The sequence below is a fragment of the Streptomyces sp. NPDC059895 genome (genome assembly GCF_042731035.1).
Taxonomy (GTDB): Bacteria; Actinomycetota; Actinomycetes; order Streptomycetales; family Streptomycetaceae; genus Streptomyces.
The window spans coordinates 74,073-94,878 of the sequence record NZ_JBHWKO010000007.1; the positions used below are offsets into that span (position 1 = coordinate 74,073).

17 protein-coding genes are annotated in these 20,806 nt (G+C 73.9%); 11 read left to right on the forward strand and 6 right to left on the reverse strand.

All coding sequences use genetic code 11. The features are described 5' to 3' along the window. Positions 1-126: 126 nt before the first annotated feature. The 7 genes from ACFV9M_RS10745 to ACFV9M_RS10775 all read left to right on the forward strand — a co-directional run bounded on the left by ACFV9M_RS10745 (position 127) and on the right by ACFV9M_RS10775 (position 9,172). Positions 127-1,314, forward strand: coding sequence for a LeuA family protein (locus ACFV9M_RS10745; RefSeq protein ID WP_385078053.1), 1,188 nt, complete (start codon positions 127-129; stop codon positions 1,312-1,314). After that, a complete protein-coding gene (leuC, locus tag ACFV9M_RS10750) occupies positions 1,314-2,726 on the forward strand; it encodes a 3-isopropylmalate dehydratase large subunit (RefSeq protein WP_385078051.1) in 1,413 nt (470 codons plus the stop codon). Before ACFV9M_RS10745 ends, leuC begins: the two co-directional genes overlap by 1 nt. A 17-nt stretch (positions 2,727-2,743) precedes the next feature. After that, positions 2,744-3,379, forward strand: coding sequence for a 3-isopropylmalate dehydratase small subunit (gene leuD / locus ACFV9M_RS10755; protein WP_385078072.1), 636 nt, complete (start codon positions 2,744-2,746; stop codon positions 3,377-3,379). Further along, entirely contained in the window at positions 3,376-4,551 is a 1,176-nt protein-coding gene (locus tag ACFV9M_RS10760) for a pyridoxal phosphate-dependent aminotransferase (RefSeq protein ID WP_385078048.1), read from the forward strand. Before leuD ends, ACFV9M_RS10760 begins: the two co-directional genes overlap by 4 nt. Positions 4,552-4,610: 59 nt before the next feature. After that, positions 4,611-6,563, forward strand: coding sequence for an amino acid adenylation domain-containing protein (locus tag ACFV9M_RS10765; RefSeq protein WP_385078047.1), 1,953 nt, complete (start codon positions 4,611-4,613; stop codon positions 6,561-6,563). Then, positions 6,560-7,774 (forward strand): cytochrome P450, encoded by a 1,215-nt coding sequence (locus tag ACFV9M_RS10770; RefSeq protein WP_385078045.1) that lies wholly within the window; start codon positions 6,560-6,562, stop codon positions 7,772-7,774. Before ACFV9M_RS10765 ends, ACFV9M_RS10770 begins: the two co-directional genes overlap by 4 nt. A 234-nt stretch (positions 7,775-8,008) precedes the next feature. After that, positions 8,009-9,172, forward strand: a complete 1,164-nt coding sequence (locus ACFV9M_RS10775) for an aminotransferase class I/II-fold pyridoxal phosphate-dependent enzyme (protein WP_385078043.1) — start codon at positions 8,009-8,011, stop codon at positions 9,170-9,172. A gap of 7 nt (positions 9,173-9,179) precedes the next feature. Here ACFV9M_RS10775 and ACFV9M_RS10780 read toward each other — a convergent pair whose 3' ends face one another. Further along, on the reverse strand, positions 9,180-9,722 hold the full coding sequence (locus ACFV9M_RS10780) for an Lrp/AsnC family transcriptional regulator (protein WP_385078040.1): 543 nt from the start codon (positions 9,720-9,722) through the stop codon (positions 9,180-9,182). Between the two features lie 118 nt (positions 9,723-9,840). Here ACFV9M_RS10780 and ACFV9M_RS10785 point away from each other — a divergent pair, with 118 nt between their 5' ends. Both ACFV9M_RS10785 and ACFV9M_RS10790 read left to right on the forward strand, forming a co-directional pair. Beyond that, positions 9,841-10,245 (forward strand): DUF2000 domain-containing protein, encoded by a 405-nt coding sequence (locus ACFV9M_RS10785; RefSeq protein ID WP_385078037.1) that lies wholly within the window; start codon positions 9,841-9,843, stop codon positions 10,243-10,245. 208 nt (positions 10,246-10,453) lie between these two features. Next, positions 10,454-11,539, forward strand: coding sequence for a branched-chain amino acid aminotransferase (locus ACFV9M_RS10790; protein WP_385078035.1), 1,086 nt, complete (start codon positions 10,454-10,456; stop codon positions 11,537-11,539). 306 nt (positions 11,540-11,845) lie between these two features. On the opposite strand, the gene ACFV9M_RS10795 is transcribed toward ACFV9M_RS10790, so the two are convergent. Then, positions 11,846-12,097, reverse strand: coding sequence for a hypothetical protein (locus ACFV9M_RS10795; protein WP_385062888.1), 252 nt, complete (start codon positions 12,095-12,097; stop codon positions 11,846-11,848). Between the two features lie 246 nt (positions 12,098-12,343). Between ACFV9M_RS10795 and ACFV9M_RS10800 the strand changes: the two genes are divergently transcribed. Next, on the forward strand, positions 12,344-16,615 hold the full coding sequence (locus tag ACFV9M_RS10800) for a hypothetical protein (protein ID WP_385102385.1): 4,272 nt from the start codon (positions 12,344-12,346) through the stop codon (positions 16,613-16,615). A gap of 95 nt (positions 16,616-16,710) precedes the next feature. Here the strand turns inward: ACFV9M_RS10800 and ACFV9M_RS10805 are convergent, their stop codons facing one another. Then, the gene (locus tag ACFV9M_RS10805; RefSeq protein WP_385062884.1) at positions 16,711-16,851 is read right to left on the reverse strand and encodes a hypothetical protein; all 141 of its coding nucleotides are present in this window, start codon (positions 16,849-16,851) and stop codon (positions 16,711-16,713) included. 6 nt (positions 16,852-16,857) lie between these two features. Here ACFV9M_RS10805 and ACFV9M_RS10810 point away from each other — a divergent pair, with 6 nt between their 5' ends. Then, positions 16,858-17,001 (forward strand): hypothetical protein, encoded by a 144-nt coding sequence (locus ACFV9M_RS10810; RefSeq protein ID WP_385062882.1) that lies wholly within the window; start codon positions 16,858-16,860, stop codon positions 16,999-17,001. A 22-nt stretch (positions 17,002-17,023) separates the two neighbouring features. Here the strand turns inward: ACFV9M_RS10810 and ACFV9M_RS10815 are convergent, their stop codons facing one another. Genes ACFV9M_RS10815 through ACFV9M_RS10825 form a run of 3 tightly spaced genes read right to left on the reverse strand, consistent with a single transcriptional unit; the run spans position 17,024 to position 20,804 of the window. Continuing rightward, entirely contained in the window at positions 17,024-18,292 is a 1,269-nt protein-coding gene (locus tag ACFV9M_RS10815) for an extracellular solute-binding protein (protein WP_385062880.1), read from the reverse strand. Further along, positions 18,289-19,419, reverse strand: coding sequence for a hypothetical protein (locus ACFV9M_RS10820; protein ID WP_385062878.1), 1,131 nt, complete (start codon positions 19,417-19,419; stop codon positions 18,289-18,291). Before ACFV9M_RS10820 ends, ACFV9M_RS10815 begins: the two co-directional genes overlap by 4 nt. Continuing rightward, complete coding sequence (locus ACFV9M_RS10825; protein ID WP_385062876.1) at positions 19,416-20,804, reverse strand: vWA domain-containing protein; 1,389 nt, start codon at positions 20,802-20,804, stop codon at positions 19,416-19,418. The genes ACFV9M_RS10820 and ACFV9M_RS10825 overlap by 4 nt, the downstream gene beginning before the upstream one ends. Positions 20,805-20,806 lie beyond the last annotated feature (2 nt).

Below are 20,806 nucleotides of genomic sequence, written 5' to 3' on the forward strand. Positions count from 1 at the left end.
GCATACCCGACATCGTCGATTTTGATTCCCACCCGTCTCGGCCCAGCTCAGCGCCGCTTTCGTCGCGCGCCGCAGTGGTAAGGGGAAAGGGGATGGACGAGTCGGGTATCGGATGGAAGGACGCCAATGCAACAGGAATCCTCGGTACGTCGCGTTTCCGTTTTCGACACCACGCTCCGGGACGGCGAGCAGGCGCCCGCGAACGCCATGCGCCCGGAGGACAAACTCGATCTGGCCCTGCGTATCGAGGCGCTGGGCGTCGATTCCATCGAAACCGGTTTCCCCGCGTCCTCGCCCAGCGAGTTCCAGGCCACCCGCCTGATATCCCAGCACCTGACCCGTGCGAGGTTCGTCACCTTCTGCCGGGCGGTCCGCGCCGACATCGAGACGGCCGTCGAGGCCGGCGGGGTGGACAACCACGAGGTCCAGGTCATGGCCACCGGCAGCGACCTGCACCTGGAGCACAAGCGGCAGATCACCCGGAAGGAAGCCGTCGACGAGGTCGTCGACGCCGTCTCCTTCGCCCGCAGCCTCGGCGTCACCTCGGTCTCGGTGCCCATCGAGGACGCCAGCCGGGGCGAGCACGACCTGCTCCGCGAGATCACCGTCCGCGCCGTCGAGGCGGGTGCCGACTGTTTCGTCATCGGCGACACCTCCGGCTGCCTGACCCCGCAGGAGTACGGCGAACTCATCGCCGCCTTCCGCGCGTGGGCGCCGTCCCCGGTGCGCATCTCCACCCACTGCCACAACGACTTCGGCCTGGCGCTCGCCAACGCCGTCGCCGGTCTCCAGGCCGGCGCCGACGAGGTCCAGGCCACCCTCGGCGGCATCGGCGAACGGGCCGGCAACACCGCGCTCGAGGAGATCGCCGCCCTGCTCGCCTACAAGAGCGAGGAACTCGGCCTGCGCACCGACGTCACGACGGAGGGCCTGTACGAGGCGTACGCCGCGCTGCGCAAGGTGATCCGGCTGGAGGAGCCGAGGAACAAGGCGATCTTCGGCACCTACGCCTTCGGCACGGCCGCCGGCGTCCACCAGCAGGGCGTGCTGCGCAATCCGGCCACGTACGAGTACGTCGAGCCGGCGCGCTTCGGACGGCAGCGTTCCATCCTCATCGGCCGCCACTCGGGCCGCTCCGTGCTGCGCTACCTCCTCGACGACCTCGGCGTGGAGGTGAGCGAGGAGAAGCTGACCGAGCTGTACCGGACCCACGTCGCGGAACGCGTCGGAGGGGACTGCGAGGAGCTCTCGGTGGTCCGCGAACGGCTCGCGCGCGAGCTCGCCGTGGCGCCCGCGACCAGCACGGGGGTGTAGTGGTGCGTCCCCGCACCCTGGCGGAGAAGATCTGGGATCGGCACCGCGTGGCCCGGCCGGACGACAGCCCGGCCGGCACGGACGACCTGCTCTACATCGACCTGCACCTGATGCACGAGGTCACCTCACCGCAGGCCTTCGACGGACTGCGGCTGACCGGACGCACGATCCGGCGCCCCGACCTCACGGTCGCGGTCGAGGACCACAACGTCCCCACGGACACCGAGGAACTGCACGACCCCGTGGGCCGGCTGCAACTGGAGACCCTGCGCCGCAACTGCGCCGAGCACGGCGTCCAGCTCTACCGCATGGGCCACGCCCGGCAGGGCATCGTCCACGTCATCGCCCCGCAACTGGGCCTGGTGGAGCCGGGGATGACCGCCGTCTGCGGCGACAGCCACACCTCCACCCTCGGCGCCTTCGGCGCGCTGGCGTTCGGGATCGGCACCAGCGACGTCGAGCACGTCCTGGCCACGCAGACGCTGTCACTGCCCCGGCCGCGCACCATGGCGGCGGAGTTCACCGGCACCCTGCCCGACGACGTCACCCCCAAGGACCTCATCCTCGCCCTCATCGCCCGGATCGGTCCCGGAGGTGCCCAGGGGCACCTGCTGGAGTACCGCGGCGAGGCCCTGCGGACCCTGTCCATGGAGGGCCGGATGACGATGTGCAACATGAGCATCGAGGCCGGCGCCCGGGCCGGGATGTTCGCGCCCGACGAGACCACCTTCGCCTACCTGGAGGGACTGCCGCACGCACCGTCCGGCCAGGCCTGGCAGGACGCGCTCGCCGACTGGCGGACCCTGCCGACGGACCCCGGAGCGGTCTACGACCGCACGGTCACCCTCGACGTCTCGGCGCTCTCCCCGCAGGTGTCCTGGGGCACCAACCCGGGGCAGACGGTCTCGGTCTCGGGCACCGTGCCCTCACCGGAGGAGTTCGCGCACCCGGAGGAGCGGGCGGCGGCGGCCCGGGCCCTGGAGTACATGGGGCTCACCCCCGGCACCCCCCTGCGGGACGTGACCGTCGACGCGGTCTTCGTCGGCTCGTGCACCAACGGGCGGCTGGAGGACCTGCGGACCGCGGCGGACGTGCTGCGCGGCCGGCGGCTGGCCGACGGCACCCGCATGCTCGTGGTGCCGGGCTCGGCCGAAGTGCGCCTGCGGGCCGAGGAGGAAGGGCTCGACCAGGTGTTCAAGGCGGCCGGCGCGGAGTGGCGGCTGCCGGGGTGCTCGATGTGCCCCGGCCTCAACCCCGACCGCGCCGGCGGACAGGAACGGGTCGCCACCACCTCCAACCGCAACTTCGAAGGGCGGCTCGGCGGACGCTCCCGGGTCCACCTGGTCTCGCCCGCCGTCGCCGCGGCCACCGCCGTGGCCGGCCGCCTCACCACCCCCAAGGACCTCTCGTGACGTCGACACCCGACCTCTTGCGTCCGCTGGTGCGGCACACCGGCCGCACCGTCCCGCTGCGGCGCAGCAACGTCGACACCGACCAGATCATGCCCGCCGAGTTCTGCAAGCGGGTGACGAAGTCGGGGTTCGAGGACGCCGTGTTCCACCGCTGGCGGGCCGAACCCGGCTTCGTCCTCGAACGCCCCGAGCGGGCGGGCGCCAGCGTGCTGCTGGCCGGACCCGACTTCGGCACCGGAAGCTCGCGCGAGCACGCGGTGTGGGGGCTGCGCGACTGGGGATTCGTGGTGGTCCTGTCGTCCCGGTTCGGCGACATCTTCCGGCGCAACGCCCTCAAGAACCGGCTGCTGGCCGTCGTCCTGCCCCAGACGGCCGTCGAGACGCTGATGACCGCCTCGGAACAGGACCCCTCCCTGGAGGTCACCGTCGACGTCGCCGCCGGCACCGTCGCCGGGGGCGGCGACAGCTGGCCCTTCGAACTCGACGAGCGCACCCGGTGGCTGCTCCTCAACGGGTACGACGACATCGCCGTCACCCTGCGCGACGCCGACGCCATCACCGCGTACGAGACGTCACGACCCCCCTGGCTGCCCTCGATCCGTCCGGACGACGAGGCCGTCCCGCGCGGCCGGACCCCTCAGGAGGCGACATGACCACAGCGGCCCCCGCGCCGGCCGGCACACTGCCCCGCGGCGCCGCCCGCGTCGGCGCCCTGCCGGCCGGCTCCCTCGCGCAACTGCTGCACCTCGGCACGGAACTGGGCGCCCTCGACCTGGCCGGCGGGGTGCCCGGCAGCCCCCTGCCGCCGCCGGCCGCCCTAGAGGCCGCCGCCGGGCAACTGCTGCACGGCGACAACCAGTACGAGGACACCAGCGGAAACCTTTCCCTGCGCGAGCAGATCGCGGACACCCTCCCGGGCCGCCCCGATCCGCGCACCGAACTGACCATCACCACCGGCGCCTCGGAGGCGCTGAGCGTGGCCACGCTGGCCACCATCGACCCCGGCGACGAGGTGGTGCTGCTGGAGCCGTTCTACGAGAACTTCCTGGCCGCGCTCGCCCTGGCCGGCGGCGTCCCCCGCTTCGTGGGCCTGAAGGCACCCGACTGGCGCTGGGACCCGCGGGAACTGGAAGCCGCGTTCGGACCGCGCACCCGCGCCGTGATCGTCAACTCCCCGGCCAACCCCACCGGCCGCACCCTCACCCGGCCCGAGCTGGAGGAACTCGCCGCGCTCTGCGAGAAGTGGAACGCCACCCTCATCTCCGACGAGGTGTACGCGCCGTTCGTCTACGACGGCGCACGGCACGTGTCCGCCGCCGAGGTGCCGGCCCTGCGCGACCGCAGCATCGTCATCGGCAGCCTGTCCAAGGCGTACGCGCTCAGCGGCTGGCGGATCGGGCACCTGCGCGCCTGTCCGCAGATCACCGAGCGGCTGCGCGCGGTGCACCTCGCCACCAGCTTCAGCGCCAGCGGTCCGCTGCAACGCGCGGTCGCCGCCTCCGGAGTGCTCCGGGACACCTCCTGGCAGCCCGCCGCGCGACTGGAACACCTGCGGGACCGCATGGTCGGCCTGTTCACCGCCGCCGGGCTGCCCTGCCGGGCGCCGGAGGGGGGCTGCTACATCATGGCCGACATCCGCGGCGTCACCGACGAGGACTGCGACACCTTCGTCCGGGGGCTCGCCACCCGGCGCCGGGTCCTCGTCGTGCCCGGCCGCTGCTTCTTCCGCGACCACACCACCGACTCCGGGCACGTCCGCATCGCTTTCAACAAGAGCACCGACGTGCTCGCGGAGGCCGAACGCCGATTGGCCGACGGCCTGTAGGGCGCCCGCGAGCACATCACCAGGGTGCCCCGCCGATCGTTCTTCCCAAGGAGAAACCTGTGACGGCAGTGACTGCCCCCGACCTGTACCGCCTGGTCCGCGCCGACGACGGCACACCGAGCATCTGGCCATCCGGCCGGCCGCTGCCCCCCGGCTGGTACCCGACCGGCCACGAGGGCACGCGCGAGGAGTGCGTCGCCCACGCGGACGCCCTCACCGCCGACGGGCGCGACCTGCCCGCCGCGCCGCCCGGCAGTCCCGGCACCCTGGTCGAGCTCTTCCGGAACACGGCCCGCCGCCACCCCGACCGGCCCGCCGTCAGCGACGACACCACCTCCCTGAGCTACGCGGAACTGGACCGGCGATCCGACCTGGTGGCCGCCCTGCTGCGCGAGCGCGGCATCGGCCCCGAGCACCGCGTCGCCTACCACCTGCGGCGCGGAACCCCCGTCTTCGTCACCCTGCTCGGCATCCTCAAGGCCGGTGCCGCCTACGTACCGGTCGACACCCGCTATCCCGACGCGCGCCGCGACCTGATGCTGACCGAGAGCCGCCCCTCGCTGGTGGTCACCGACCCCTCGGAGAGCGCCCGGGCCGCGGCGGCCGGCACGGACGTCTGGGAGTTCGACCTCGACGGCCTGACACCGCCCGCCGAGCCGCTGCCCGACGTCCACCGGCGGAACGCCGCCTGCCTGCTGTTCACCTCGGGCTCGTCCGGCACGCCCAAGGGCGTGGTGCTGGAGCACCGCAACATCGTGCACTTCGCGACCAACCCGGAGCTGCCCGCGCTGACCGAGCGGGACCGGGTCGGGCACGTCTCCAGCCTGTCGTTCGACGCCTTCCACTTCGAGACCTGGTGCGCGTTCGCGGGGGGCGCGGAGATCGTGGTCCTGCCGACCATGCCGGACCTGCTCACCGGTGACATCGGCCGCGAGCTGCGGCGCCGGCGCGTCACGGCGATGCTCGTGCCGACGATGGCGCTCAACCACGTGGTCAAGGAGGACCGGGACGCGTTCGCCGCACTCCGGGTCCTGCACACCGGCGGCGACGTCGTCCTGCCGGAGGCCTGCCGCCAGCTGCTCTCCGGCTCCTTCTCGGGCGAGTTCCACAACCTCTACGGCCCCACCGAGGGCACGACCGCCTGCTCGGCGCACCGTGTCTGCGGCATCGCCGACGGCGAGGACAGCGTGCCCATCGGCCGGGAACTGGCCGGCACCGGACTGCTGGTGCTCGACGCCGGCCTCGACGAGGTGCCCGACGGGACGGTCGGCGAGCTGCACATCACCGGAGCCGGCGTGGCCCGCGGCTACCTGGGCCGGACCGGCCTCACCGCCGAACGGTTCCTGCCCGACCCGCACGCCACGGGCGGCCGCATGTACGCCACCGGCGACCTGGTCCTGCGCGGCTCCGACGGCGCGCTGCGCTACGTGGGACGCGCCGACGACCAGGTCAAGATCCGCGGCTACCGGGTCGAGCCCCGGGAGGTCGAGCGGGTCCTCGCCCGCCACCCGCAGCTGCGGGAGGTCGCCGTGCTCGCGGCGGGCACCGGCACCGACCGCCACCTGGTCGCCCTGGTGGTGCCGCACGACGAGGTCTCCCTGAAGGAACTGCGCGCCTTCGCGCAGCAGGAGATGCCCGACTTCATGGTCCCGAGCTCGCTGATCAAGGTGGCGGAGATCCCCGCCAACGACCACGGCAAGCGGGACACCAAGCGCCTCGCCGAGCTGCTCGACGCCCATCTGCGGCACCGGGCGGACCACGTGCCGCCCCGGGACGAGACGGAGAAGTTCCTGGCGGAACTGTGGAGCGAGCTGCTCGCGGTCGAGGAGATCGGCGTCCACGACGACTTCTTCGCGCTCGGCGGCAACTCGCTGCTGGCGTTCCGCATGCAGCGACGGCTGGTCCGCGAGCTGGCGGTGGACATCAGCGCGCGGGAGATCCTGACCACCAGTGAACTGGGCGCCCTGGCAGGGATCGTCCGCACCAGGCGTGAGGAGCCGGTGACCGCATGAGTACCGTACTGACCATCGATCTGACCGATCCCGACGCCTTCGTCGCGCAGCGGCACTACGACATGCTGGCCTGGCTCCGGGAGAACGACCCCGTCCACTGGCACACCACCGAGGACGGCGGCGGCTTCTGGGCCGTGACCCGCTACGACGACGTCGCGCGCCTCTACAACGACCACGAGGGCTTCAGCTCCGAGGGCGGCCCCATGCTGGGCGGCTCCTTCCGCAGCCAGGCCGACCCGTCCGCCGGACGCATGCTGGTGGCCTCCGACCCGCCGCGGCAGCGGCAGATCCGCCAGGTGGTGCACCGGGCCTTCACCCACCGGATCCTGGGACGCATCGCCCGCCAGGTCACCGAGCTGGTGGACGCCGCGGTGGACCGCGCACGGGCCGACGGCGGCTGCGACTTCGCCACCGACATCGCCCCGGAACTGCCGGCCGGCGCGGTGATGGCCATGATGGGCGTCTCCCACACCCAGGCCCGCGAACTGATCGACCTGACCCGCAAGATGATCGGCTTCCGCGATCCCGTCTACGTCGACACCGACGACGACGAACGGCTGCGGCTCGCCGTGATCCAGGCCGAGATCTTCGAGTTCTTCGCGGAGATCGTCCGCGAGCGGCGCCGCGATCCCGGGGACGACCTGGTCAGCTTCCTGATCGAGGCCGAGCGCAACGGCCGTCCCTGGCCCGAGGAGGACATCCTCTACAACTGCATGAACGTCGCGGTCGGCGGCAACGAGACGTCCTCGTACACCGCCTGCACCGGCCTGCTCGCCCTCCACGACCACCCCGAGCAGCTCGCGCTGCTCCGGCGGCGGCCGGACCTGATGGACGGCGCGGTCAACGAGATCCTGCGCTGGAGCTCCACCAACGCCTATGTGATGCGGGTGGCCACGAGCGACCTGAGGATCGGCGACCGCGAGGTGCGCGAGGGCGACTCGGTCACCCTGTGGAACGTGTCGGCCAACCGGGACCCGTCGCAGTTCGAGGCCCCGGACGTCTTCGACATCAGCCGCTCCCCGAACCGCCACCTGTCCTACGGCGTCGGCATCCACCGCTGCATCGGGGCGATGGTGGCCCAGACCGAACTGGGCATCCTCTTCCGCCGCGTCACCGACCCCGAGCTCGGCATCGACCTGGCCGGACCGGTCCGGCGGCTGCGCTCGAACTTCATCCAGGGCATCACCCGCATGCCCGTCACCCTGAGCTGACGCCGGCGGACGGCGAACGCCGGGGCCGGGCAGCCCGTAGGGTCGCGGGGGACACCCGTGGCCCGGCCGCCCGGACGGCACCCGCCGTACGGGCCGGGCCGGCTCCGCGGGGCGGGCCGGGCGGACGCTTCCACCAGCCTCCCGCCCGGCCCGCCCGCGGCGTCCGCCACCCCCTATTCCCACCCCGGGCCGCAGCCGGCCCGGCAGAGCGAGGAGCGAGTCACCACCATGGCCGTGAGCTGGTCCCCAGCGGAACGCACCCACCACTTCGGGACGTCGATCTTCACCGAGATGACCCGGCTCGCCGAGCGGACCGGCTCGATCAACCTCGGCCAGGGCGTACCGGAGCTGCCGAGCCCGCCGGAGATCCTCGCCCACGCGACGGCCGCGATCGACGCCGGCCGCAACCAGTACCCTCCGGCGACCGGGCTGCCCGAACTGAAGGAGGCGGTGGCCCGCCACCGGTTCACCACCACCGGCGTGAGCTACCGCCCCGACGACGAGGTGCTGGTCACCACGGGCGCGACCGAGGCCGTCGCCTCCGCGCTCCTGGCCTTCTGCGATCCCGGCGACAACGTCCTGACCTTCGACCCCTGCTACGACTCCTATCCGGCGGCCGCCCGCATGGCCGGCGCCGACGTGACCGCCGCCCCGCTCGCCGTCACCGCGGACGGGTTCGCCCTCGACGTCGGCGCGCTGCGCCGGGCGGTCGGCCCGCGGACCCGCGTGCTGCTGCTCAACTCCCCGCACAACCCCACCGGCAAGGTCTTCACCCCCGAGGAACTGGCGCAGATCGCCGCCGTCTGCGAGGAGCGCGACCTGACGGTCGTCACCGACGAGGTCTACGAGCACCTGGTCTACGACGGCGTCCGCCACGTCTCCATCGCCTCGCTGCCCGGCATGCGCGAGCGCACGCTGGTCATCTCCTCCGCCGGCAAGTCGTTCAACGTCACCGGCTGGAAGATCGGCTGGGCCTGCGGCCCCGCGCCCCTGGTGGCGGCGGTCGCCTCCGCCAAGCAGTACCTGACGTACGCGTCGGGTACCCCGTTCCAGGCGGCCGTGGCCGCCATGCTCACCTCCGGCCTGGACTGGGTGGCCGGGCTCCGCGACGAGCTGCAGCAGAACCGCGACCGGCTGTGCGAGGGGCTGCGGAAGGCCGGGCTGCCCGCCGTCCCCGGCCAGGGCGGCTACTTCGTCCAGGCCGACGTACGCCCCTGGGGGTACGAGGACGGCACCCTGTTCTGCCGGGAACTCCCGCTGCGCGCCCAGGTGGTGGCCGTGCCGACGAGCGCCTTCTACCAGGGCGCCGGCACCCCCGCCTGGCTCGCGCGGTTCAGTTTCTGCAAGAGCGGCGACCTGGTGGAGGAGGCGGTGTCCCGGCTGGTCGCCGCCCGCTGACGGACTCTCAGGCGTCGGTGGAGAGGCGGCCGGCGCCCTTCGCGCGCCCCGCTCCGCGGACCGGTGACGGGGCCGCCGCGGACGCGGCGTTCACCTCCGGCAGGGCGGACAGCAGCGGTGTGGGGGCGTGCTGGAAGATCACGATCGTCCGGAAGCCGACGACCTCGCGCCGCTGGCTGAGGCGGTCCATGAGGAAGGCGTGCAGGGCCTCGTTGTTCTGCACGGCGATGTGGATCAGGAAGTCGTCGCCGCCGGCGACGACGAAGACGCCCACCACCTCCGGCAGCTTGGCGACCGCCTCCTGGAAGGAGGTGATGACCGTGCGGCTGAGCGGCCGGACCTGCGCGGCGACGAACGCCTGGTAGTGCCGGTTCAGCGCGGCGAGGTTCAGCTCCGCGCGGTAGCCGGTGATCACCCCCCGCTCCTCCAGGGACCGCACCCGTTCGAGCGAGGTGGACGGGGCCACTCCGATCTGGCGGGCCAGTTCACGGTTGGACTGCCGGGCGTTCAGCTGGAGATGCCGGATGATCGCCGAATCAAGTTCGTCCATGCGGCCCATTGTGGCATGCACGTAAGTCAAATGTTCGGCCGATCAGCTCAGTTGGCGTCCATCGGACTAGTCTTCGCGGAAAGTGATGGACACACGGCCGCTACTGAGGTGAAAGACCATGCAAACGAAAGTCGCCCTCGTGCTCCGCGACGACCTGCCCCCGGCGCACGCGGCGAACACCTCCGCCGTGCTCGCCCTCTCCCTCGGCGGCCGGATCGGCGACTCCGTCGGACGCGACGGCGAGGACGCCTCGGGCGGCGTCCACCCCGGACTCAACACCCACCCCATCCCCGTCCTGACCGCCTCCGCGCAGGAACTGACCACGCTGCTGGAGCGGGCACGGGCCGCCGACGAGGTCCGCCTGGTCGCGCTCACCGAGACCGCCCGCAGGGCGCGGGACTACGAGGACTACCTCACCGACCTGAAGGCCACCGGTGCCGAGGAGCTCGAGTACCTCGGCGTGATCGTGCACGGCCCGAGGAACAAGGTGTCGAAGCTGACCCGGCACCTGTCCCTGCTGTGAGCGGACCCCTCCCGCGGCGGTGAGGCGGCCCTGGAGGGATGCGAGGGGCTGATCGAGCCGGCTGTGCACAACGGGCCCCGCTCCCGTGTGCGCGAGCCGCGCCGCGAGGGTGATGGCCTGGTGTTAACGGCCGCTAGCATGACGGACCGGGTGCGACGGGAGCGGCTGCTCCCGGGCACACGACCCGTGACGGCTAGAGGAGTTGGCCATGGCCCCTGACTACCCCCTGTCCCGATCGACGGACCCCGTCCCGGAGGCCGAGCGCAAGGCGGTCCTCGCCGAGCCGGGGTTCGGCCGGTACTTCACCGACCACATGGCCACCGCGGTGTGGACGCCGGACGGGGGCTGGCACGACCGCGGGATCGGCCCGCTCCGGCCGTACACGCTGCACCCCAGCGCCGCCGTGCTGCACTACGCGCAGGAGATCTTCGAAGGGCTCAAGGCGTACCGCCACGCCGACGGCAGCGTCTGGCTGTTCCGCCCCGAGGCCAACGCCCGCCGCTTCGCCCGCTCCGCCCGCCGCATGGCGCTGCCGGAGCTGCCCGAGGAGGACTTCCTCGCCAGCGTGGAGGGGCTGATCCGGGTGGACGAGGCGTGGGTTCCGGTGCCCGACGGCGAGGAGAGCCTGTACCTGCGCCCGTTCATGTTCGCGAGCGAGGCGTTCCTCGGCGTACGCCCCGCGGCCGAGGTGGTCTACTCGGTGATCGCGAGCCCGGCGGGCCCGTACTTCGCCTCCGGCGTCACCGGAGTCACCCTCTGGGTGAGCAGCCGCTACACCCGCTCCGCCCGGGGCGGCACGGGGGCGGCCAAGTGCGGCGGCAACTACGCCGCGAGCCTGGCCGCGCAGATCGAGGCACAGGAGAACGGCTGCGACCAGGTCATGTACCTGGACAGCGAGGGCGAGGGCACCCTGGAGGAGTCCGGCACGATGAACCTGTGCCTGATCACCTCGGACGGCCGGCTCGTCACCCCGGCCCTCGGCACCATCCTGGAGGGCGTCACCCGCGACACGGTCCTCGCCCTGGCCGCCGACTTCGGCCTGACCCCCGAGGAGCGGACCGTCACGCTGGACGAACTCCGGTCGGGAGCCGCCGACGGCAGCGTCACCGAGGTGTTCGCCGCGGGCACGGCGGCGGTGGTCACCCCCATCGTCGGCTTCAAGGGCGACGGCTACGGGTTCACCGTCGGCGACGGCGAACCCGGCAGCCTCACCGTGGCCCTGCGCCGGCACGTCCTGGACATCCAGTACGGCCGCGCGGAGGACCGGCACGGCTGGATGCGCCGCGTCCTCTGAGCCGTACCGCGGCCCTCGCGGATGCCGGGGGCACGGACGACAGCTCCGGCCCGCCGCGCCCCCGGCGCGTCCCCGCCGTGCCCCCGGCGTATCCCCCGTGGCGCCCTCGCCGCGTCCCCGGCGTGCCCCCCGGCGTATCCCTCGTGGCGCCCTCGCCGCGTTCCCGGCGTGCCCCCCGGCGTATCCCTCGTGGCGCCCTCCCCGCGTCCCCGGCGCGTCCCCCGCGCCGTTGTCCGGGCGGCCCCCGGCGCCCCCGCCCCCGCCGGCCGCGCCCTGCCCGCGCCCTGCCCGCGCCCGCCGGCCGCGTCACCGGCGGCGCGGCGGGCGTCCTCCCGGACGCCGCGCCCGCGCCCGGTTCCGCCGGGACGGCCGGGGCGCGGCCCGCAGAGCGGACAGGATCAGCGCCCGCTCCCGCGGGCCGGCCCCGCGCGTCAGCCAGGCCAGCGAGAGGTGCCGCACCGCCGTCCGGGCGAGCATGAGCCCGGCGGTCACGGGAGCGGCCGGCCCCGGAACGGGAGGCAGTTCGCGCAGCAGGTCGAGGATCGTGTCGAGTGCCATGTCGGCTCCTTGCCGGAACTCCGCACGTGCGTCTCCCCAGGACGGGCGCCCCAAGTGGCGCCCGGTGGAGGCCGGTCGGCGACCGGCCCCGCCAGCGGACCGCGACCCGCCCTTTCTTCGCCCCGCCCGGCGCCCCCGACTCCGGCGAACCGCCGTCCGCGCACGCCACGACCTGGCAGCATGTGGGGAATTCTTCAGCGCGGCACACCGGGGGAAGTGGTGAAGAAATCGGAGGTCCCGCGGCCGGTGCCGACGGGACGCGGCCGCAGGACGGACTGGACGCGGGTGCGGGACACGTTCGCACCCGAGGAACGCCCGCACGCCGCATGGCTGTGGCGGGCCCTCGCGCACTGGGGCGCCGACCACGGTGACCCCGCCACCGGACGGCAACTGCGCGGCAGGACGGTCGCGGAGTGGATCGGCGTCGGCGGACCCGCCGTGACCGCCTGGCTCAAGGGCGGCCCGTGGAAGGCCGACTGGTTCCGGATCGTGCGCGCGCGGGTCGGGTGCGCCCCGGACACCTGCCCCTCGCCCTACGCGGACGCCGACGCGCTGCTCGAACGGCTTCTCGCCGCGACCGAGGAGGCACGGGCCCCGCGGACGCCGCCACCACCTTCCCCCCGTCTCCCGGCCCGTCTCCCCGCCCGTCCGCCCGCCCCCCGGGCCGCGTCCGGGGCCGCGTCCGGGGCCGCGTCCGGGGCCGCGTCCGGGGCCGCGTCCGGGGCCGCGTCCGGGGCCGGCCGGGCGACGGCGGCACCCGCCGGCCCCGGCCGGGACGGCACGCACGAAGCCCTCCGCAAGGTCGACAGGGCCGACCGCAGGACCGTGCGCGCCTGGGACGCGGTCGTCCCCCTGATGGACGACCCCGGCCGGGCCGCCGTCCGCCTGCGGGACGTGTACGTACCGCGCCGCGCCCACCGCACGCTCGTCCGGGGTCTGAAAGGGCAGTTGCTCGACGGCCGCCGGCAGGGCAGCGCCGTCCTGGGCGAGCCCGGCACCGGCAAGAGCTGTGTGCTGTGGGGACTGCGCGAGGAGTTGCGCGGCGACGGCTGGACGGTCGTCGCCGTGTCCGCCTCCGCCCTGCTCGACACGCCGGAGCGGCCGGCCGACCTGACGGTGCGGGAACTGCTGCTGGCCCTCGACGCGAAAGCGGCGGCGGTGTCCGGCGGGAGACCGGCCGCCGGACGCGTCGCCCTCCTGCTGGACACCGCCGACCTCCTCCTCCACGACGACACGGGCGCCGGCGCCGACCTGCTGGCCGCCGTCGTCCGGGGCGCCCGCGGACGGGGCGTCGCCGTCGCCGTGGCCTGCCGGTCGGCGGAGGCCCGCAGACTGGAGGACCACGACCCGGCCGACGGCGTCGAGGCACTGCTCGCCAAGGAGCACCTGGAGGGCTACGACGACGGCCGCGCCGCCGCGGCCGTCCCCAGCCGCCTGGGAGCCCCGTGGGAGCCGGGTTCCGAACTCGACCACGCGGTCGAGGCCCACCTGCGGGTCTTCTGCCGCGCCCCCGGCCGGCCCGGCCCGCGCGGTACGGGCCGCCCCGACGGCACGGGCCCCGCCGCGCCCCTCGCGCAGCGGATGCGGGCGACCCTCGTCCACGCGGCGGCCCGCGGACTGCCCCTCGGACAGCTGATCCGCCACCCCCTCTCCCTGCGCATGCTCTTCGACCTGTACGCGCCCGCCGGCCCCCGCGACAGGAACATCGACGTCACCGACCTGTTCCGGGAGTACTGGGAGGCCCGCGTCGTCGAGGACCTCCGGCACGGCGTCGGCGACGAACCGGCCGGCGAGCAGGCCCGCTGGGACCTCTCCGAGGCGGTACGGGTGCTCGGTCTCGCGGTGCTGCGCGCGGGCAAGCCGGAACTCCACCGCCCCGACGCCGTCACCGTCCTCGCCGCGCACCTGGCGGTGAAGCGCCGCCGGGCCGACCGGGCCGTGGGCGTGCTGCTGCGCCGCGGCGTGCTGCGCACCGTCGAGGGCGACCGTGTCGCCTTCCACCACCAGGCGTTCGCCGAGCACGCGGCCGGTCAGGCGCTGCGGGCCGCCCCGCGCGGGCTCGACGCGGTCGCCCGCCGCGTCACCGCAAACCCCGACGACCTCCTCCTCGCCGAGGCGGCCCGGCACGCCCTCCACATCGCGGACCGCGACGGCGCGCCCGGCTGGTACCCGGCGCTGGAGACGCTGATGCGCGACCCGCACGCCGCGACCCGCCTCACCGCGCTGCGCGTCCACGCCGGACTGCGCCACCCGCCGGAGACGGCCGTGGACACCGCCGTCGACACCCTGCGCCACGCCGACCCCTGGCAGACCTCCTCCTACATCGCGGTCCTCACCGGTACGAGCCACCCCGCACCGACGTCCTGGCCGCGCACCCTGCGCGCCGTCTGGGACCGCGGGGACCGCCAGGACCGCCGCCGGGTGCTGGTCGCCGTCACCCACCTCGCCCACCAGCAGCCCGCACAGGTCACGTCGTTCCTCCGCGCACTCGGCCTGTTCGACTTCGCAGACGAGGACCTGCTGCACTGCCTGCCGCACGGCCGGGACCTCACTGTATTCCTGCTGGGCCTGCACGCCGCCGCACCCGACCGCTGCGCGGACGGCTGCGCCCGCCTGCTGGAGGCGGCCGTCGCCTTCCGCAACAAGCCCGTCCTCACGCACACCCTGGACGCGCTGCCCCACCTCGCCGCCCACGACCCCGGCCGCTACCGCCGCCATGCCGAGAACCTGCCCGCACTCCTCGCCGGACTGCGGGAGAGGGCGTGGCAGGCCAGCCTCGACAAGGTCGTCTCCGCGGCCGCTCCCGGCTGGGCGACGACCCTGCGCACGGCCGCCACCGCGGACGTCGAGGCGGTGGTCCGCCCCCTGGCCGCACGACTGGCCGCCGGTGCCCCGGGCCCGGCCGAGGCCCTGCGCCTGCGCGGCCTGGCGGAGGCGCTCACCACCCGGCCGCGCACCCCGGTCCAGCGCTTCCTGACGCTCCTCGCCGGTGCCGCGGCCTCCCCCGAATCCGCCGAGCACGTCGCCAAGTACCTGCTGGCGCCCCTGCTCTCCCGGCCGACGGAGCCGGAATCTACCGGCGTCGCCGCGGCCCGCGACTGGTGCCGGCGCCACCTGGCGCCCGGCGACGCGCTCGACACCGAACGCGGCATCACCGGTGTCATCGTCAAGGCACTCGACACGGACAAGGTGCCCCTGCCGGCCACGACCGTCGCCGCCTGCCTGCCGGCCCCGCCGGACCCGGACCGCTGCCGGGAGGCCACGCTCACCCGGTGGCTGCGCGCACCGTGGCCCCCCGCGGTGACGGTGGCGGCCGCGGCCGGCGGCCACCCCGTCGCCCAGCGCGCCCTCACCCTCCACGTCACCACGGCACCGCCCGCCACCGACGCCTACGCCGTACGCCTGCGGGAGACGCTCGGCCGCCGCGCCGCCGACCGGCCCGACCGCCTTCTCGGCACGCTCCAGCAGGACGCCGCCCACAGCGGCGACCTGAGCGGTCTCAAACGGCTGGCCCTGCTCGGACCCGAGACGCTGGAGCGCGTACTGGCGGACCCCGCGCACCGGGAGACCGTGCTGGCGATCGCCAAGACCCTCCAGGCCTCGCCCGACGGCTACAAGGCGGTCGGGCTGAAACTGGAGACCCTGGCCGCGACCGGGGGCGGTCTCCTGCCCGTCACCGTCGACGAGACCCTCACCCGGCTGACCGCCACCCGCAACGCGGAGGTCCACAAGGGTGTCCTGACCCGTGCGGGCGCGCAGTTGCACCGGCACGCCCCGCTCTGGCGGGGCCAGGACCCGCTCGGCAGGCTGGACCCGGTCCTGACCGCCGTACAGGACCGGGGCCGGGAGGCCCGGGACACGGCCGGCCCGCCCTACGACCACCACGCCCGCCAGTTCATGCTCGCCGCCAACGAGGCCTACCTGCTGCGCATCGCGCTGCACGCCCACTTCGACGACCTCACGGCACGGCCCGTCGACGAAACCCTCACCGCCCTGGAGACCCTGGTCTTCGCCGACCTGCCCCTCTACCTCCCGCCCGGTGACGGGGAGATCGCCCCGCCCGCCTGGCGGCGCCGGTTCGAACACCTGCCGCACCTGTGCCGCCGCCTCGCCGACGCGGGCCACCCCCGGGCGGCCCGCGGCCTGCTGGACCGCGTCGTCGACTTCACCCACCGTGTCCACCCCTCGGGCAAGGGCGGCTGGCGCGGCGGCCTCGCCAACGACTGGCGGCCCTACCTGCGCGTCGTCGGCCTGGAGAACCGCACGGCACTGACCGACACCGTCCTCGACGTCGCCACCCGGGACCTCGCCTTCGGCAAGCAGCTGGTGGAGGTCGCCGCCCAGAGCCTGGGAGACATCTCACCGGAGCTGTACGCGCTGATGCGCGACCCGAGAACCCCGCCCGCCCTCATGCCGGCGCTGCGCGGCACGGCGTCCTGGGCGGGCCGCGCGGGACACGGCACGGCGTGGGCGGAGGTCTTCGCGGACGTCGCGGGAGAAGCACACGGCGGCTCCTAGGGGGCCGTATCAAGGGGGCCGTATCGCGGGGGCCGTATTCGGCTGTTCGGCCAACGGAAGAGACGTCGTGCCGGGCGTCGCGGGGGCCGAAGGTCCTAGGCGACCGGACCGGCGATCGCCGTCAGGTGAATGCCCACCACGGCCTCGGGGTGAGCCTCGCCGAGCCGGGAGGCGATGCCGGCACCCAGGTCGCCCCCGTGCGCGGCGTAGCGCCCGAAGCCGAGTTCGTCGTGCATGAGCCGGTGCCAGATCGCATGTGTCTGCGGGGGCTCCGAGAGCGGGTGCCGGAGGAGGAGGCGGCCGCGACCGCGAACAGGACCCTCGTCGACGAGGCGGTCTGCCACATGCTGGGCACGTCACCGCCCGCGGCGAGCCCCGGCGCGTGACGGCCGCGGACGAGCACACACATCACCGCGTACTGCACACCGTCTTCGGAGCCGCTCTGGCGTCGGCGCCCTGCGCGGACCGGGCGTCCTGCACCCGCTGCACATCGTGGAGGAGGCCCGGGATGTCGAGGTCCTGACCGGCGGCGGCCCTCGCGGTGGTCAGCAGAACGGCCTCGTAGAAGGCGTCCCGCACGGCGGGTGCCATGACGTCCGAGGCGTCCAGGCAGCGGGGCCCCGCACCGAGCCGTCGTGCGATCTCCTGTTCGACCGCACCGCCTCGTGGTGTCACCTGACGATTCGCCGAGAAGACGTCCGCCAGATCGGCCCACTTCTGCTGGCCCTCCTCGGAGGCCAGCTGACGGATCAGTGCCCGGGCCTGGGGGCGGTCGCTGAACAGCGCCGCGAAGTCGCCGGTCACCTCGTGGGCCCGGACCCGGCCGCCGTCTCCGGGCAGGAGCGGAGCGGAGTCCATCAGGCCCGCGTGCCGCGCGTCGCCCTTGTAGAAGGACAGCGCGAAGGAGCCCTGGTGCTCCAGGGTGCACCCGCCCCAGCCGTCGAACAGCAGCCCGTTGCCGTCCGGGGCGCCGCGATGGTCGGTGAGCAGAGCGTGCTCGGCCGCGTCCCTGTCCTGCCGGAGCAGACCGGCCCACGCCTCCCAGGCGGTGCGCACCGGATCACTCCGCCACCACTTCACCTCGCCGCTGCCCAGCGCCCACTTCTCGTAGACGTCCGGGCCCTCCCGTTGCAGTACGAGGTCCTCGATCCAGTCGGTGCCGGGCCAGCCGGAGGCGCCGTCGTCACCCATGCCGACGCACCAACTCTTCACAGGGACGGGTGAATCGGCCGGTCGGTGACCCTGGCGGTACCAGACGATGCTCTTCAGGTCCGCCTTCACCGGGACCCAGTAGACGGGCTCGGAGGGCGAGCCGGTCGACTTCCAGGGCGCGCCGTACTCCTCGGGGTCGTAGAGATCGTCCAGCGGTTCGAGGAGATCCTGGTCGGCGTACTCGGCGAGTTCACCGAGGCCCGGCATGATCACGATGTCCGGCGGCTCCCCCGACTGCACCTTGGACAGCAGCACCTCCCGCTGGGCCGCGGTGCCCTGGTAGCGGAAGGGGATGCCGAAGCCCCGCAGCACGGTCTCGAACTGGTCCGCCTGCTTGGCCGTCCACGTCCCCAGAATGGTCACCGGCTCCTCGTCGTCGTGCTGCGCCCAGACCACCACCATGCCGCCGGCGGCGATCAGCAGCATGACCACGACGAGGACGAGCACCTTGAACCGCCGGGTCACCGTCGCCTCCAGTAGTCGTCGTCGAGCCGAAGACCGAGCCCCAGCACGGGCAGGACGACGGCCAGCAGGCTGCCGACGAACGCGCCCTGGTACACCCTGTCGGCCCAGGCGCCGTCGGCCGTCTTCTGCCGGACTTCCTCCGACTTCTCCGTGACGCGCTGCTGCGCATCGGCCAGCCCCGGCCCGCTGTGCCGGGACACCGCGGTGATCTGCCGCAGATCCCTGACCGCCCCGTCCAGGTCGTCCTCGGTGGAGGACGCCGTCATCAGCGGGACCACCGCGAGCAGCACGGTGAGGACGAAGGCCGCGAGCAGGTACGGATTGACGTCCCGCCCGCAGCGGTCGCGCAGCACGAACAGCGCCGAGAGCAGGGTGAGCGCCATCGCGGCCAGGGCGAGTTCGGCGAGCCACCACCCGCTGCGCTGCCACAGCCCCATGGCGGCCGTGGCTTCGGCGTGCCGCAGCTGGACCCGTTGCAGTGCGTCCAGGCGGGGTGCGAGTCCCACCGTCTCGCGGGTGAGCAGCGAGTCCGCTTCCGCGAGCTTCTGCTCCCGCATGAGGGGCTGGTCACGGTAGAGGGACGTGCCGAGGCTGAGCGAGTTGCTGTAGGTGGCGAGCAGGCCCTTGACCGTGCCGAGGTCCTGGTCCGTGCGGTCGGCGATCCGGGTCAGGCCCTGGTCGGCGGCCGAGAGCTGGGACCGGTAGGTCTCGCCCGACCCCGCGACACCGATGAGGTTCATCTTCACCAGGGCGTGGGCCTCCTGGTCGGCGCGCAGGGCCGCGAGCCGAGTGGCGGCGAGCCCCTGCACGGCCGGCGCCTCGCGGGACGCGAGTGCTTCGGCGCTGTGCTGGAGCTGACGGCAGGAGAGGAACAGCGCGGTCGACGCGACGGCCGCGAGCAGGAACAGGACCAGCAGATGCACCTCCAGCAGCCGACGGGTCCGCCAGGGGCTCAGGCGCTTGCGCCAGCTGGCGGGGAGGGAGTACCGGTGCCGGTTCGCGGCGAGGGAGTACCGGTGCCGGACAGCGGCGAGGGAGTACCGGTGCCGGACAGCGGCGAGGGAGTACCGGTGCCGGACAGCGGCGAGGGAGTACCGGTGCGGGGAGGTGGCGCGTCCGGCCGTCACAGCAGCTTCTCCCCGCATGCGATGCAGTAACGGGCCTCGCTCCCGGCCGGGGTCCCGCAGCCGGCGCAGTGCGGGCCCGGCCGCGCACCGACGGCGTCGGCCAGGGGGCCGCCGGGACGGGACCCGGCGCGCAGGATCATCGGGCCGAGGGTGTCGGCGTCGACGGTGCGCGGCCGGACCCGCCCCGCGGCCGCGTCCTCGATGTCGGCGACCGTGCGGATCTCGTCCAGCACCCAGTCCGTGCCGAACCGCGCCGCCAGCCGGGCGGCCTGCCCCAAGCAGTCCTCGGCGGTGTCCCACCGGTGTTCCTGCAGAGCGGCGAGTCCCCGGCGAAGGGCACTCCGCATCCTGGCGGTGGCATTGAGGTCACGCACACTGTCGGCACCCGCCGGGGCATGGCGCGGGGACTGCTCGGGAAGGTGCCAGCGGGCGGTGACCGGTACGTGGACATCACCGATGGAGACCATGGCGAACTGCAGCTCGGTCTCCAGCGGGTCGGCGGCGGAGTCGGCGACCAGGGTGAGCAGGTAGTCGCGTCTGCCCTGCTCCCACTGGTAGGTCGGAAAGCACCAGCGGTGCGGTCGGCCGGGCTGCGGCAGACCGCCGAGGCGGCGCGGCCGGGGCGCCTTCTCACTGAGCGAGACCTGGCGTACGGAGGGCCGCACGGTCACTTCGATCGGCAGTTGGGGAGTGTGCACCCGGCGCAGTCGCTGAATGGCGGCGGTGATCGCATGACCGAGTCCGTCGTCCACGAACTCGGCCGTGCCGTGCAGCCGTTCGGCGAGGGTGAGCAGCGGGTCGGGGACCCAGTCCGCGCCCACGGCGAAGACGTCGCAGGTGAACTGTCCCGCGCAGGCGTCCAGTTCCTCTTCGAGGCGGGTCTCGCCGACGGCGCTGCTGCCGTCGGTGATCAGCATCAGATGGCGTACGGACACCGGCCGGCCGGCGAGCAGGGCGCGCGATCTGGCCACCCAGGCGGCGTACCCGGCCGGACGCGACCCCTCCCGGTGCAGCGGCAGCGATCCCGCGACGAAGGCGGCGCGGCGCCTCTCGTCCCGGTCGGCGACGGCCCACTCGTCGTCCCCCCGCGGATAGCACCGGGCCGGCTCGGGGCCGCTGCCGAGCAGAGCGAAGGAGATGCGGTCGGGCAGGGCGCGCAGCGCCGCCGGCAGGGCGTGCCGGACGGCTGCCCGGTGGGGTTCGGCGACGTCCACCGCGATGATCACGGCGAGCTTGACCGCGGGCAGGTCGGTGGGAGCGCCGTCGGCGGCCACGTCGACCCGCAGATGGGCCTCGATCTTCGCGCTTCGGTGCGGGCGCAGATCGCCGCCGAGGTCGACCTGCAGTCGGATACCCGGCTGCGGCGGCCGGGTGTGGCTGCTCATGT

What these genes read in the sequence shown, in the direction of transcription:
- ACFV9M_RS10795 (WP_385062888.1), bottom strand. Translation starts at nt 12,097, where the DNA reads ATGGCACTCGACACGATCCTCGACCTGCTGCGCGAACTGCCTCCCGTT.
- ACFV9M_RS10825 (WP_385062876.1), bottom strand. Translation starts at nt 20,804, where the DNA reads ATGAGCAGCCACACCCGGCCGCCGCAGCCGGGTATCCGACTGCAGGTC.
- ACFV9M_RS10780 (WP_385078040.1), bottom strand. Translation starts at nt 9,722, where the DNA reads ATGGACGAACTTGATTCGGCGATCATCCGGCATCTCCAGCTGAACGCC.
- ACFV9M_RS10745 (WP_385078053.1), top strand. Translation starts at nt 127, where the DNA reads ATGCAACAGGAATCCTCGGTACGTCGCGTTTCCGTTTTCGACACCACG.
- ACFV9M_RS10790 (WP_385078035.1), top strand. Translation starts at nt 10,454, where the DNA reads ATGGCCCCTGACTACCCCCTGTCCCGATCGACGGACCCCGTCCCGGAG.
- ACFV9M_RS10805 (WP_385062884.1), bottom strand. Translation starts at nt 16,851, where the DNA reads ATGCACGACGAACTCGGCTTCGGGCGCTACGCCGCGCACGGGGGCGAC.
- ACFV9M_RS10770 (WP_385078045.1), top strand. Translation starts at nt 6,560, where the DNA reads ATGAGTACCGTACTGACCATCGATCTGACCGATCCCGACGCCTTCGTC.
- ACFV9M_RS10760 (WP_385078048.1), top strand. Translation starts at nt 3,376, where the DNA reads ATGACCACAGCGGCCCCCGCGCCGGCCGGCACACTGCCCCGCGGCGCC.
- ACFV9M_RS10785 (WP_385078037.1), top strand. Translation starts at nt 9,841, where the DNA reads ATGCAAACGAAAGTCGCCCTCGTGCTCCGCGACGACCTGCCCCCGGCG.